Genomic DNA, 14,183 nt, shown 5'->3' on the forward strand with positions numbered 1-14,183 from the left:
CCCGTTCACCTCACTCCCCGACCGCGCCGTCCGCCAACTCCCGTACGACGTCGAGCTGTCCGGCGTGGCGGGCGTACTCCTGGAGCAGGTGGAAGAGGATCCAGCCCAGGGCGGGCGCGTCGGCCTCGGTGGCGAACCGGCCGCCGGTGCGGGCTCGCCGATCCAGCGGTATGCCCGCGACGGCCGCCCGTGACCAGGCGCACTGCTCCTCGAACCGCTCCCGGACCGCGGCGGCCGGGAGGTCGTCGGGCACCTGCCAGCGGTCGTCGGGGCCGCGGTCGCCCCAGGGGGCGTCCACCGGTTCCCCCAGGAACCCCCAGCGCAGCCAGCGCCGTTCGACGAAGGTCAGGTGGCGGAGCAGCTCCAGTGGGGTCCAACCGGAGGGCAGCCGGCTGGTGCGCAGTTCGTCCTCGGAGAGCCCGTCGAGCTTCCGCAGCACCACGGCCCGGTAGTAGTCGAGGTAGGCGTCGAGCATCTCGCGGGGGTCGGTGAGGGAGTGCGGCGGCTCGTCGATGGGGTTCGCGGGGTCTGTCATGCGATGAGGGTAGGAGTCGGCGCGGACATCCGGGATGGCCAGGACTGAACTTACCCATCCGGTATGCGGATACAGCACATGTGTCAACGGACACTTTCCGGTCAACTTATTGTCGCGCTCCTGACAGACCGAGTCCTTGGGTGGCACTCTTCCCCCGACCGGGGTGCAGCGGTTCCACAGCTCACCACCACCCCGGGCCACCCCCCGACCCCCCACACCCCCGGTCGCGCCGCGGCCTCGCCTCGTCGCTCATCTGCGGCGCGGGCGAACCCGGTGGCGCCGGATGCACGCAGCACCACGTGCTCCGCCACGCCCTGCCCGGGCGGCGAACCAGCCGTCCGGTCGTCCCGGCCGCGCCACCGCGCGGCCAGCGCAGAAGGAGTCAGCGTGAGACCCTTCCCCCAACGGCATCTCAGACCCCACAGACCCCACCGGCGTGCCACCGCGACCGGTGCCCTGGTGGCCGCCGCCGCGATGATCGTCGTCGGTGTGCAGACCGGTCCCGCCACCGCACGCGCGGGTGATGCGGCCGCGGGCGGCACGATGGCCGCCAAGGCCCGGCCCGGGGCGCTGCCCGCGCAGTTGTCGCCCGCGGCCCGTACCGCGCTGATCCGCGCCGCCGACACCGCCTCCGCGAAGGCCGCCACCGCGAAGACGCTGGGCCTCGGCGCGAAGGAAAGGCTGGTCGTCAGGGACGTCATCAAGGACGCCGACGGCACCACCCACACCCGCTACGAGCGCACTTACGCCGGACTCCCCGTCCTCGGCGGCGACCTGGTCGTGGAGCGCGCCAAGGGCGGCGCGGTGGAGACGGTCGCGAAGTCGACCAAGGCGCGGCTGGCGGTCGCGACGACCGACGCCGCCGTCGGGCCCGCCACCGCCGAGAAGGCCGCCGTGAAGGCGGCGAACGCGCAAGGGTCGCGGAAGACCGAGGCGGAGCGGGCGCCGCGCAAGGTGGTCTGGGCGGCGGCCGGTACGCCGACGCTGGCGTACGAGACCGTCGTGGGCGGCCTCCAGGAGGACGGCACGCCCAACGAGCTGCACGTCATCAGCGACGCGGCCACGGGCAAGAAGCTGTTCCAGTACCAGGGCGTCAAGAACGGTACGGGCAAAAGCCAGTACAGCGGGGAGGTCGCCCTCGGCACCTCGGGCAGCGCGGGCTCGTACAGCCTGACCGACACCGGCCGCGGCAGCCACAAGACGTACAACCTGAACCGCGGCACCTCGGGCACCGGCACCCTGTTCACCGACGCCGACGACGTCTGGGGCAGCGGCACCACCGCCGACGCCGCCACCGCCGGCGTCGACGCGCACTACGGCGCCGCCGAGACGTGGGACTACTACAAGAACGTGCACGGCCGCAGCGGCATCCGGGGCGACGGCGTGGGCGCGTACTCCCGGGTCCACTACAGCAGCGGCTACGTCAACGCCTTCTGGCAGGACTCCTGCTTCTGCATGACCTACGGCGACGGCTCGGGCAACGCCAAGCCGCTGACCTCGATCGACGTGGCGGCGCACGAGATGAGCCACGGCGTCACCGCGGCCACCGCCAAGCTGGTCTACAGCGGCGAGTCCGGCGGCCTCAACGAGGCCACCTCCGACATCTTCGCCGCGGCGGTCGAGTTCTACGCGGACAACGCGTCCGACGTCGGCGACTACCTCGTCGGCGAGAAGATCGACATCAACGGCAACGGCACCCCGCTGCGCTACATGGACAAGCCGAGCAAGGACGGCGCGTCCAAGGACAGCTGGTACTCGGGCATCGGCAACGTGGACGTGCACTACTCGTCCGGTGTCGCCAACCACTTCTTCTACCTGCTCTCCGAGGGCAGCGGCGCCAAGGTCATCAACGGCGTCAGCTACAACAGCCCGACCTCCGACGGGCTGCCGGTCACCGGCATCGGCCGGGGCGCCGCCGAGAAGGTGTGGTTCAAGGCGCTCAGCCAGCGCATGACGTCCAACACCAACTACGCGGCCGCGCGCGAGGCGACGCTGTGGGCGGCGGGCGAGCTGTACGGCCAGGGCAGCGCCCAGTACAACGCGGTGGCGAACGCCTGGGCCGGGGTCAACGTCGGCGCCCGGATCGTCGACGGCGTCAGCATCACCCCGCCCGGCGACCAGACCAGCATCGTCGGCCAGGCCACCAGCGTGCAGATCAAGGCCACCAGCTCCAACGCGGGCGCGCTGAGCTACGCGGCCACCGGGCTGCCGGCGGGCCTGTCGATCGACTCCGCCACCGGCGTGATCTCCGGCACCCCGACCACCGAGGGCTCCAGCGCGGTGACCGTGACGGTGACCGACGCGGCGGGCAAGACGGCCACGGTGTCGTTCACCTGGACCGTCAACACCACCGGCGGCAACGTCTTCGAGAACACCACGGACGTCGACATTCCGGACGGGGGCGACGCCGTCACCTCACCGATCACCGTGAGCCGGGCCGGGAACGCCCCCTCCGCCCTCCAGGTGACGGTGGACATCACCCACAGCTACCGCGGTGACCTGGTGATCGACCTGATCGCCCCGGACGGTACGGCCTACCGGCTCAAGAGCTCCAGCATCTTCGACTCGGCGGACGACGTGAAGGCCACGTTCACCGTGGACGCCTCGTCGGAGACGGCGGTGGGCACCTGGAACCTGAAGGTCCAGGACGTCTACTCGCAGGACTCCGGCACCCTCAACGGCTGGAAGTTGACCTTCTGATGTAACGCCGGACGCGCCAACGCACCAACCCACCGAGAACCAGGCGCCGCCAGGGGTGACCCGACTCCTCCTGGCGGCGTCTCCATGTCTCCATGTCCCGATGTCCCGATGTCTCCAGGAACAATTTCTGCCAGACCCGCCGGGAAACCCGTGACATGTCCGCGGCTTGTATGACAGTCTGCCCACGCATTACGCACCAGTACCTCTTGTTCAGTGCCGCGCCGCGCTTCCCGCTGCCCGGCACTGACCCCCCACAGCAACGAGGGAGTAAGCGTGAGCAAGACCTTCAGCATGCCCATATCCGGGGGCGGCAGGCGCCGTTCGGCGATCGCCGCCGGTGCCGCGGTCGCCACCGCGGCGCTGCTAGCCACCGGCCTCACCACCGGATCGGCCGGTGCCGCACCGGCCGACGCGGACGCCAGGGCGGGTGCCCAGCCCGCCAAGCTCACCGCGTCCGCCCGCGCGGAACTGCTGCGCGACGCGAACGCCACCAAGGCCGAGACGGCGAAGACCCTCGGCCTCGGCGCGAAGGAAAAGCTGGTCGTCAAGGACGTCATCAAGGACGCCGACGGCACCACCCACACCCGCTACGACCGCACCTACGACGGACTCCCCGTCCTCGGCGGCGACCTGGTGGTCCACCAGGCCGCTGGCGGCAAGGTTCGGGGCGTCGACAAGGCCACGAAGGCCGCCGTCAAGGTCGCCACCACCCAGGCCGAGGCCGCACCCAGCAGCGCCGCGAAGACCGCGGTGAAGGCCGCTCAGGCGGACGACAGCAAGGGCGCCAAGGCGCAGACCCCGCACAAGGTGATCTGGGCCGCCACCGGCAAGCCGGTCCTCGCGTACGAAACCGTCGTGGGCGGCGTCCAGAAGGACGGCACCCCGAACGAACTGCACGTCATCACCGACGCGGCCACCGGCAAGAAGCTCTACGAGCGCCAGGGCATCGAAACCGGCAGCGGCCAGAGCCAGTACAGCGGCAAGGTGGAGCTGGGCACCGCCAAGGAAGGCAGCGGCTTCACCCTGACCGACGCCGACCGCGGCGGCCACAAGACCGTCAACCTGGAGAACAAGGAGGAGGGCGAGGGCAAGGCGTTCACCGACGAGGACGACGCCTGGGGCAACGGCAAGGGCGACGACCCGCAGACCGCCGCCGTGGACGCCCACTACGGCGCCGCCGCGACCTGGGACTACTACAAGAAGGTCCACGGCCGCGACGGCATCGGCGGCGACGGCAAGGCCGCCACGTCCCGCGTCCACTACGGCGACAGCTACGTCAACGCCTTCTGGGAAGACTCCTGCTTCTGCATGACGTACGGCGACGGCGAGGGCAACAAGGCCCCGCTGACCGCCCTCGACGTCGCGGCGCACGAGATGACCCACGGCGTCACCTCCAAGACCGCGGGCCTGGAGTACACCGGCGAGTCCGGCGGCCTCAACGAGGCCACCTCGGACATCTTCGGCACCTCCGTGGAGTTCAACGCCAAGAACTCCACCGACGCAGGTGACTACCTCATCGGCGAGAAGATCGACATCAACGGCGACGGCACCCCGCTGCGCTACATGGACAAGCCCAGCAAGGACGGCCAGTCCGCCGACGAGTGGTCCGAGAAGGTCGGCGACCTCGACGTCCACTACTCCTCCGGTGTCGCCAACCACTTCTTCTACCTGCTGTCCGAGGGCAGCGGCGCGAAGGAGATCGGCGGCGTCAAGTACGACAGCCCGACCTCGGACGGCAAGAAGGTCGAGGGCATCGGGCGGGACAAGGCCGAGAAGATCTGGTTCAAGGCCCTGACCACGTACATGACGTCCACCACGGACTACAAGGCGGCGCGTGAGGCAACCCTGAAGGCCGCGAACGACATCTATGGGAAGGACAGCGCCGAGTCCAAGGGCGTGGAAGCCGCCTGGGCCGGGGTCAACGTCAAGTAGCCCCAATGGCGTTACCGATGCGTAACGCACAACATGCGGCCGGTGCCCGGGGTTTGTCCCCGGGCACCGGTATGTTTTCTTCACAGCAAAGACACATCTTTGCCGGGTTGACCGATACGTCGGCCAACTTCCCATGACAACAGGAGATACGCGTGGATTCACGCTCGACGTCTGCCATATCTGGCATATCCCGTCACAGACGCTCGCGTACCGCCCTCGCCGCCGGAGCGGCCACCCTGGCCGCCTCCCTGCTCGCCGCCGGTGCCACCGCCGGCCCCGCGGGCGCGGCGACTCCGACGTCCGGCTCCGCCGGCGCCCAGACCGTCAGCCTCTCGCCCTCGGCGCGCGCCGAGCTGCTGCGCGAGGCCGGGACGACCACCGTCTCCGCCGCCAAGTCCCTCGGGCTCGGCGGCAAGGAGAAGCTGATCGTCCGTGATGTCGTCAAGGACGCCGACGGCTCCACCCACTTCCGCTACGAGCGCACCTACGACGGACTGCCGGTCCTCGGCGGCGACCTGGTCGTCCACGAGACGCCGAGCGGCGCCAAGGAGGGCGTCACCAAGGCGACCGACGCGGACATCAAGGTCGCCGACACCCGCGCCTCCCTCGCCGCCGCCGGCGCCCAGCGGACCGCCCTGGCCGCCGCGAAGGCCGCCGACGTCTCCGGCGCCGCCACCGAGCGCGCCCCGCGCAAGGTGATCTGGGCCGCCACCGGCAAGCCCGTCCTCGCGTACGAGACCGTCATCGGCGGCGTCCAGAAGGACGGCACGCCGAACCGGCTGCACGTCATCACGGACGCCGACACCGGCAAGAAGCTGTACGAGTACCAGGCCATCGAGAACGGCACCGGCACCGGCCAGCACAACGGCAAGGTCACCGTCGGGTCGGTCAAGAGCGGCAGCCAGTGGCTGCTGAAGGACACCGCGCGCGGTGGCCACCAGACGTACAACCTCAAGCACAAGGAGAGCGGCAAGGGGTCGGCGTTCTACGACGCCGACAACGTGTGGGGCAACGGCAAGCCCACCATCGCCCAGACCGCCGCCGTCGACGCCCACTACGGCGCCGCCATGACCTGGGACTACTACAAGAAGGTCCTCGGCCGTAACGGCATCAAGAACAACGGCAAGGCGGCCTACTCCCGCGTCCACTACGGCAAGGCGTACGTCAACGCCTTCTGGGACGACGACTGCTTCTGCATGACCTACGGCGACGGCGAGGGCGACAAGAAGCCGCTCACCTCGCTCGACGTCGCGGGCCACGAGATGAGCCACGGCCTCACCTCGGCCACCGCCAACCTCGAGTACAGCGGCGAGTCGGGCGGTCTCAACGAGGCCACCTCCGACATCTTCGGCACCGCCGTCGAGTTCTACGCCAAGAACGCCAAGGACCCGGGCGACTACCTCATCGGCGAGAAGATCGACATCAACGGCGACGGCACCCCGCTGCGCTACATGGACAAGCCCAGCAAGGACGGCCTGTCCTACGACTACTGGAAGCGCGGCGTCGGCGAGGACGACCCGCACTTCACCTCGGGCATCGCCAACCACTTCTTCTACCTGCTGGCCGAGGGCAGTGGCCGCAAGGTGATCGGTGGCGTCACGTACGACAGCCCGACCAAGGACGGCCGGGTCGTCAAGGGCATCGGCCGCGCCAAGGCCGAGAAGATCTGGTACAAGGCCCTGTCCACGTACATGACCTCGACCACCAACTACGCCAAGGCCCGCACCGCGACGCTCAACGCAGCGAAGAAGCTGTACGGCGCGAACAGCACCGAGTACAAGGCGGTCAACAACGCCTGGGGCGGCGTCAACGTGAAGTAACGCCCTGAGATGGCCTCCGGCCGGGCGGGCCCCGTGACCCGCCCGGCCGGAACCCGCCCCCTCAGACGGCAGAGGGGCGGGTGACGTCCAGCAGGTTGGGGCGCTTCGCCCAGAAACGTTCGAACAGCTCGTCGGCGTCCTCCGCCTCGACCAGGGCGGCCTCGGGCGCCGTCACCGGCATCAGCGTGATGATCTGCACCACGGGATCCCCCGACGCGTCGAGGAACAGGTCGAAGTCGCTTCCGAAGTACGGGCTCGGATGCGCGAGCACCCCGTGCATCTCCGTGCCCTCCAGGACCGGCCGGTCGTTCACCACGACCGCCCCGTACTCCAGTCCGCGCCCCTGCTTCAGCAGCACACCGGCCATGCTGTCGACGAAGTAGCGGGCGATGTCCCGCTGCCCCTCCCACAGACTGCACACCAGTTCCTGCGGGCGCGTCGCGGTGAGGGATTGGAAGCGCAGCCCATTGGTGATCACCGTGCTGATCCCGGGGTCCGGCTGATGGAACTCGACCAGGTCGTAGTGGCCCGATGCGATGTGCCGGATCTCCCCGAGGTGCTGTTCGAGGTGGCCCAGGAACCCGTCGTCCGCTGTCATCCCTCTTCGCTTTCGTCGCACGTGTCGCGTGTCGATGTGCACGACGATACGGCGCGACCGTGCGGTTGCACGACCTTTTGCACGTGCATTCGGGTTCGGCGGGGCTTCAGCGGTGCCCGGCGGCCAGTTGGCACGCCCCCTGGTTCTCCGGGACGGAACACGGCAGATGGCCGTGTTTCTCGATGATGTTCCGCCCGGTGTCCCCCGCCAGATAGTCGAGGAACTTCGAGGTCAGGGAGTTCGCGGGCGGCCGATGGCCCTGGCAGATCAGCCCGGGTCTCTCCGCGGTGCCGTGCTGCGGCAGATGGCGCAGCAGATCCGGGTGGCTGGGCTCGGTCACCGCCACGTCCCGGACGATGCGGTTCGGGAAGGTCGCGGTGAGCCCGCGGTGCTCCGTGGACGGCGCGGTGATGTAGTCGTCCGCGTCGATGCTGCGGAAGCCGTCGTTCTCGATGCGCAGCAGCACCAGGGAGGCCCCGGCGAGATCCGGGGTGTTCTCCAGCATCCGCAGCCGCTGGTGCATCTGCCCGTCCTCGGCGCTGTCGTCTATCAGCGTGTCCATCTGCACGCGGTACCCGATGCGCTTCCGCCCCGGGATCAGCCGCTCGTACGACAGTCCTCCGAGCGTGACGACGACACCGAGGAGCGCCAGCAAGTTCTCCGGAGCCAGCAGCTGTTCCATCCACCCCATGCCTTTCCCCCGTCGGACGCATGTGTTGGGGGGTGAATGTACGAGCCCACAACGGACATCGGGCGGCCATGGCCGAAACATCCCGCACTGTTCGTCGTCCGTTCAGCGGAGCAGATCAGCGCATCAGGACTCCCGCCGCCTCGGAGGTGGATTCCGACGGGAGGGCGGTGAGGCCGAGTTCGGCCGGGGAGGCCAGGAGGGGGTGGGTGGGGAGGATGCGGACGGTGTAGCCGAAGGGGCCCGTGCGGTCGAGGGCGAGGGGGCCTTCGTAGAGGTGGCGGCCCTGGTCGTCGGGGCCCGCGGTGGGCTTGAGGGGGATGTGGGCGGTGTCCGTGAGCTGGTCGGACTCGTCCACGCGGCCCGCGACGGCCTGGACCTCGACGTCCGCGGGGTCGAGGCCGCCGAGGCGGACCTCGACGCGGAGGGAGAGGGCGGAGCCGAGTTCGGCGGCGCCGCCGGGGGCGGGCGGGGTGATCCGGGTTTCCACGTGGTCGACGGCCACCTGCGGCCAGGCCGCGCGGACCCGGGCCTTCCAGGCGGACAGGTCACGGGATGTGGCGGGGTCCAGCGCGCGGTGGGCGCGGGCGGCCGGGGCGTAGAGCCGCTCGACGTACTCCCGCACCATGCGTCCCGCGAGCACCTTGGGGGCGAGGGTGGTGAGGGTCTGGCGCACCATGTCGATCCAGTGGCCGGGGAGTCCGTCGGGGCCGCGCTCGTAGAACTGCGGTGCGACCCGGTTCTCCAGCAGCTCGTAGAGGGCGGCCGCTTCCAGGTCGTCGCGGCGGTCCTCGTCCACGGCGGAGCCGTCGGCGGTGGGGATGGCCCAGCCGAAGTCGGGCTCGTACCACTCGTCCCACCAGCCGTCGAGGACGGAGAGGTTGAGGCAGCCGTTGAGGGCGGCCTTCATGCCGCTGGTGCCGCACGCCTCCAGCGGGCGCAGCGGGTTGTTGAGCCAGACGTCGCAGCCGGGGTAGAGCTTCTGGGCCATGCCCATGCCGTAGTCGGGCAGGAAGACGAGGCGGTGCCGCACCCGGGCGTCGTCGGCGAACCGGACGAGCTCCTGGACGAGGCGCTTGCCGCCGTCGTCGGCCGGGTGCGCCTTGCCCGCGACGACGATCTGGACGGGCCGCTCGGGGTGCAGCAGCAGCTCGGTGAGCCGGTCGCGGTCGCGCAGCATGAGGGTGAGCCGCTTGTACGAGGGGACGCGGCGGGCGAAGCCGATGGTGAGGACGTCGGGGTCGAGGACGGAGTCGATCCAGCCCAGTTCGGCGGTGCCCGCGCCGCGCTGCCGCCAGGATGCGTACAGCCGCCGGCGCACCTCGGCGACGAGCTGCTTGCGCAGGGTGCGGCGCAGTTCCCACAGTTCACCGGCGGGGAGGTGGCCGAACTGGCGGGCGCCGAGCCGGGTGACCTCGGGGGCGCGCCAGGTGGGTGCGTGGACGCCGTTGGTGACGGAGGTGATGGGCACCTCCTCGGCGTCGAAGCCGGGCCAGAGCCCGGCGAACATCTCGCGGCTGACCCGGCCGTGGAGGGTGGAGACCCCGTTGGCGCGCTGGGCCAGCCGCAGCCCCATGACGGCCATGTTGAAGACGCCGGGGTCGCCGCCGGGGGAGGTTTCCCGGCCGAGCGCGAGGATGCGCTCGACGCCGATGCCGGGCAGTTCGCCGTCGTCCCCGAAGTGGCGGGCTACGAGGTCGCGGTCGAACCGGTCGATCCCGGCGGGGACCGGGGTGTGGGTGGTGAAGACGGTCCCGGCGCGCACCGTCTCGTGGGCGGCGTCGAAGTTCACGCCCGGACCGGCCTCGGCCATGAGCTCGCGGATGCGCTCCAGGCCGAGGAACCCGGCGTGTCCCTCGTTGGTGTGGAACACCTCGGGCTCGGTGTGCCCGGTGATACGGCAGTAGGCCCGCACCGCGCGCACGCCGCCGATGCCGAGCAGCATCTCCTGGAGCAGCCGGTGTTCGCTGCCGCCGCCGTAGAGCCGGTCGGTGACGTCGCGCTCGCCGGGGCCGTTGCCCTCGACGTCCGAGTCGAGGAGCAGCAGCGGCACCCGGCCGACCTGGGCCTGCCAGATCTGCGCGTGCAGCGGACGGCCGCCGGGGAGGGCGAGGGTGACCCTGGCGGGCTTGCCCATGCCCGCGCCGGGCGTGTGCTCGTGGAGCAGGGTGAGCGGCAGCTCGTTGGGGTCGAGGACGGGGTACTGCTCCTGCTGCCAGCCCTCGCGGGAGAGCGACTGCCGGAAGTAGCCGTGGCGGTAGAGCAGCCCGACGCCGATGAGGGGGACGCCGAGGTCGCTGGCGGCCTTGAGGTGGTCACCGGCGAGGATGCCGAGGCCGCCGGAGTACTGGGGCAGGGCGGCGGTGATGCCGAACTCGGGCGAGAAGTAGGCGATGGCGGCGGGGAGGGCGGGCGTCCCTCCGGGCCCCGCGCCCCCGTCCGTACGGTCCGGGACCGCCCCGTCCGCCGGGGCCGCGTCGCCCGAACGGGCCGCGTCCTCGGCCGGGTCCGCGTCGTCCGACCGGTCCGTCCGGTCGGGCGCGGCCGCGGTGCGGCCCTGGTACCAGCGGGGGCCGGTCAGATAGTCGTCCAGATCGTCGGCGACCGCCCCGAGCCGCCGCAGGAAGCCGCGGTCCGCGGCGAGTTCCGCCAGCCGGGCGACGGGTACGGCGCTCAGCAGCCGCACCGGGTCGCCGCCGGACTCCCGCCAGCGCTCGGGGTCCACGGCCTCGAACAGCTCGCGGGTCTCGGGATGCCACGACCAGCGCAGATTGCGCGCCAGCCGGTGGAGCGGTCGTAGGGGTTCCGGGAGCACGGGACGGACGCTGAAGCGACGGATGGCCTTCACGCCTTCGACGGTAGCGGCCGACGCGCCCCGTTTCGGCTGTTTCGCCCGAGCCCCGTGAAGTTCGGTCCGGAGGCGGCAACCTTTCCGGCCAGAGCGACGACTAGGAGGCGTTCACTTCCCCCCATGCCTTGGAGGCCCCGTGCGTATCCGGGACAGATCGCAGCCCGCACCCGGTCACCCACCCAGACACGCCGCCCGCGAGCGGCTCGGCCGCCCCCGGACGCTGGTCGCGGCGCTCGCGGTGGGCGCGCTGTCCGTCACCGGTCTGGCGAGCATCTCGGGAGCGGCCGAGACGGCGGCCGAGGCCGAGGGGTCGACGGCGGCGAAGGGCGCGACCACCAAGGCGAAGGCCGCGGCCGCCCAGCTGGAGAAGCTGGACCGGGGCCTGGTCAGCGTCCGCTCCGGCAGCGACAACCTGGTCAGCTGGCGCTGGCTCGCCACCGACCCGGCCAATGTCGCCTTCAACGTCTACCGCGGCTCCACCAGGGTCAACGCGTCCCCCATCACGGGGTCGACCAACTACCTGGACAAGGGCGCGGCGGCCTCGGACACGTACACGGTGCGTGCGGTGGTGAACGGCACCGAGCAGCCCGCCTCGTCCGCCGCCCTTCAGTTCCGCTCGGGCTACCTCGATGTCCCGATCTCGCCCCCGGCCGCCGGTTCGGATTACACGTACGAGGCCAACGACGCCTCGGTCGGCGACCTGGACGGCGACGGCGACCTCGACCTCGTGCTCAAGTGGCAGCCGACGAACGCGAAGGACAACTCGCAGTCCGGCGTCACCGGCAACACGATCGTGGACGGCTACACCGTCGAGGGCAAGCGGCTGTGGCGCATCGACCTGGGCCGCAACATCCGCTCCGGCGCGCACTACACCCAGTTCCAGGTGTACGACTACGACGGCGACGGCAAGGCCGAGGTCGCGATGAAGACCGCGGACGGCACGGTCGACGGCGCGGGCAAGACGATCGGCAGTGCCTCCGCCGACCACCGCAACTCGAGCGGCTACGTGCTGAGCGGGCCCGAGTTCCTGACGATGTTCAACGGCAGCACCGGCGCCGCGCTGGACACCGTGGACTACGTCCCGGCGCGCGGCACGGTCTCCTCGTGGGGCGATGCGTACGGCAACCGGGTGGACCGCTTCCTGGCCGGGACGGCGTACCTGAACGGCTCCACGCCCTCCCTGGTCTCGGCGCGCGGCTACTACACCCGCACCGTCATCGCCGCCTGGGACTTCAAGGGCGGCAAGCTGACCCGCAAGTGGACGTTCGACACGAACAGCTCCACCAACAGCGGCAAGGGCTACGACGGCCAGGGCAACCACGCGCTGGCCATCGGCGACGTGGACGGCGACAGCAAGGACGAGATCGTCTACGGCTCGATGGCCGTGGACGACAACGGCTCCGGGCTGTGGACGACGAAGAACGGCCACGGCGACGCCGCCCACCTCGGCGACCTCGACCCGTCCCGGGCGGGCCTGGAGTACTTCAAGGTGGACGAGGACTCGTCCAAGCCGTCCTCGTACCTCGCCGACGCCAAGACCGGCCAGGTGCTCTGGACGACCCCGGCCAACGGCGACAACGGGCGCGGAGTGGCCGGTGACATCTGGGCGGGCAACGACGGCGCCGAGATGTGGTCCGCGAAGGACGACCAGATCCGCTCGGCCTCCGGTGCCGCCAAGGGCCGCAAGCCGTCGTCCATGAACTTCCTGTCCTGGTGGGACGGCGACCCGGTGCGCGAGCTGCTCGACGGTACGCGCATCGACAAGTACGGGACGTCGGGCGAGACCCGGCAGCTCACCGCCTCCGGGGCGCACTCCAACAACGGCACCAAGGCCAACCCGTCGCTGGCGGGCGACATCCTCGGCGACTGGCGCGAGGAGGTGATCTGGCCGACCAGCGACAACAAGGCGCTGCGGATCTACTCCACGCCGTACGAGACCGACCGGCGGATCACCACGCTGCTGCACGACCGGCAGTACCGCGAGGCGCTGGCCTGGCAGAACACCGGCTACAACCAGCCGCCGCACCCCAGCTTCTTCATCGGCAACAAGATGGCCACCCCTCCGCGGCCATCCGTCAAGACCCCCTGAATCACCCCTGCATCACTCCCTTCCGCACAAGGAGCTGTGACATGGCTGAATTACGCATGAGACGGCGGGCGATCGGCGGCGCCCTCGGCGCCATCGCCCTCACCGCCGGCGCGATCACCACCGGTCTTTCCCTGCCCGCCGCGTCGGCCGCCACCTGGCCCTCGCCCAGCGGCACCCCGCAGGCGGTCACCAAGACGATCCCCGTCAGCGGGACCACCGACGGCGGCATGAAGCGCTACTACGGCGACGGCGACCTCGGTTCGGACAACCAGGGCGAGGACCAACCCGCCTTGTTCGAACTGGCCGACGGCGCCACGCTCAAGAACGTCATCATCGGCGCCCCCGCCGCCGACGGCGTGCACTGCAAGGGCAGCTGCACGCTCCAGAACGTCTGGTGGGAGGACGTCGGCGAGGACGCCGCCACCTTCCGCGGCACCGGCAAGACGTACAACGTCATCGGCGGCGGCGCCCGCAAGGCCGAGGACAAGATCTTCCAGTTCAACGGCGGCGGCATGCTCAACATCTCCAACTTCGCCGGACAGGACTTCTCGACCTTCGTCCGCTCCTGCGGCAACTGCTCCAGCCAGTACAAGCGCACGATCAACGTGACCAACACCGAGATCACCGCGCCGGGCAAGGTCATCGGCGGGATCAACACCAACTACGGCGACTCGCTGACCCTGCGCAAGATCACGATCCTCAAGGACAGCAGCAAGAAGATCGTCCCGTGTCAGAAGTACATCGGGAACAACACCGGCAAGGAGCCGACGAAGAACGGCAGCAACGCCGACGGCACGTACTGCAAGTACAGCAGCTCCGACATCACCTACAAGTAGGCGTCGGAACGGGTCCACCGCGCGCCGTGCCCGCCCCTCACCGGGGATGGGCGCGGCGCGTCCCCATGGGGCGGAACCGCGCCGGTTCCGCCCCCCGATGCGCACTTGTCGGGGTCCCCGCCCCACGAGACGCT

The 14,183-nt window shown here is 70.4% G+C and carries 9 protein-coding genes; 5 read left to right on the forward strand and 4 right to left on the reverse strand.

Annotation, left to right across the window (positions count from 1 at the left end):
- Positions 1–10: 10 nt before the first annotated feature.
- A complete protein-coding gene (locus LCH29_RS21680; protein WP_446463399.1) occupies positions 11–535 on the reverse strand; it encodes a DinB family protein in 525 nt (174 codons plus the stop codon).
- Between the two features lie 474 nt (positions 536–1,009).
- Here LCH29_RS21680 and LCH29_RS21685 point away from each other — a divergent pair, with 474 nt between their 5' ends.
- The 3 genes from LCH29_RS21685 (at position 1,010) to LCH29_RS21695 (ending at position 6,987) form a co-directional block, all read left to right on the forward strand.
- Positions 1,010–3,235, forward strand: coding sequence for a M4 family metallopeptidase (locus tag LCH29_RS21685; protein WP_446463445.1), 2,226 nt, complete (start codon positions 1,010–1,012; stop codon positions 3,233–3,235).
- 291 nt (positions 3,236–3,526) lie between these two features.
- A complete protein-coding gene (locus LCH29_RS21690) occupies positions 3,527–5,167 on the forward strand; it encodes a M4 family metallopeptidase (protein WP_446463446.1) in 1,641 nt (546 codons plus the stop codon).
- Between the two features lie 152 nt (positions 5,168–5,319).
- The gene (locus LCH29_RS21695; protein WP_446463400.1) at positions 5,320–6,987 is read left to right on the forward strand and encodes a M4 family metallopeptidase; all 1,668 of its coding nucleotides are present in this window, start codon (positions 5,320–5,322) and stop codon (positions 6,985–6,987) included.
- A 61-nt stretch (positions 6,988–7,048) separates the two neighbouring features.
- Here the strand turns inward: LCH29_RS21695 and LCH29_RS21700 are convergent, their stop codons facing one another.
- The 3 genes from LCH29_RS21700 to glgP all read right to left on the reverse strand — a co-directional run bounded on the left by LCH29_RS21700 (position 7,049) and on the right by glgP (position 11,121).
- A complete protein-coding gene (locus LCH29_RS21700; protein ID WP_446463401.1) occupies positions 7,049–7,585 on the reverse strand; it encodes a suppressor of fused domain protein in 537 nt (178 codons plus the stop codon).
- A 106-nt stretch (positions 7,586–7,691) separates the two neighbouring features.
- Complete coding sequence (locus tag LCH29_RS21705; protein ID WP_446463402.1) at positions 7,692–8,267, reverse strand: hypothetical protein; 576 nt, start codon at positions 8,265–8,267, stop codon at positions 7,692–7,694.
- Between the two features lie 124 nt (positions 8,268–8,391).
- Positions 8,392–11,121 carry an alpha-glucan family phosphorylase gene (glgP, locus tag LCH29_RS21710; RefSeq protein WP_446463403.1) on the reverse strand — a complete coding sequence of 910 codons (2,730 nt, stop codon included), beginning with the start codon at positions 11,119–11,121 and terminating at the stop codon, positions 8,392–8,394.
- Between the two features lie 139 nt (positions 11,122–11,260).
- On the opposite strand from glgP, the gene LCH29_RS21715 reads away from it, so the two are divergent.
- Both LCH29_RS21715 and LCH29_RS21720 read left to right on the forward strand, forming a co-directional pair.
- Positions 11,261–13,213 carry a rhamnogalacturonan lyase gene (locus LCH29_RS21715; protein WP_446463404.1) on the forward strand — a complete coding sequence of 651 codons (1,953 nt, stop codon included), beginning with the start codon at positions 11,261–11,263 and terminating at the stop codon, positions 13,211–13,213.
- A gap of 41 nt (positions 13,214–13,254) precedes the next feature.
- Positions 13,255–14,049 carry a pectate lyase gene (locus LCH29_RS21720; RefSeq protein ID WP_446463405.1) on the forward strand — a complete coding sequence of 265 codons (795 nt, stop codon included), beginning with the start codon at positions 13,255–13,257 and terminating at the stop codon, positions 14,047–14,049.
- The last annotated feature ends 134 nt before the right edge of the window (positions 14,050–14,183 follow it).

This window comes from Streptomyces sp. BRA346 (assembly GCF_052851135.1).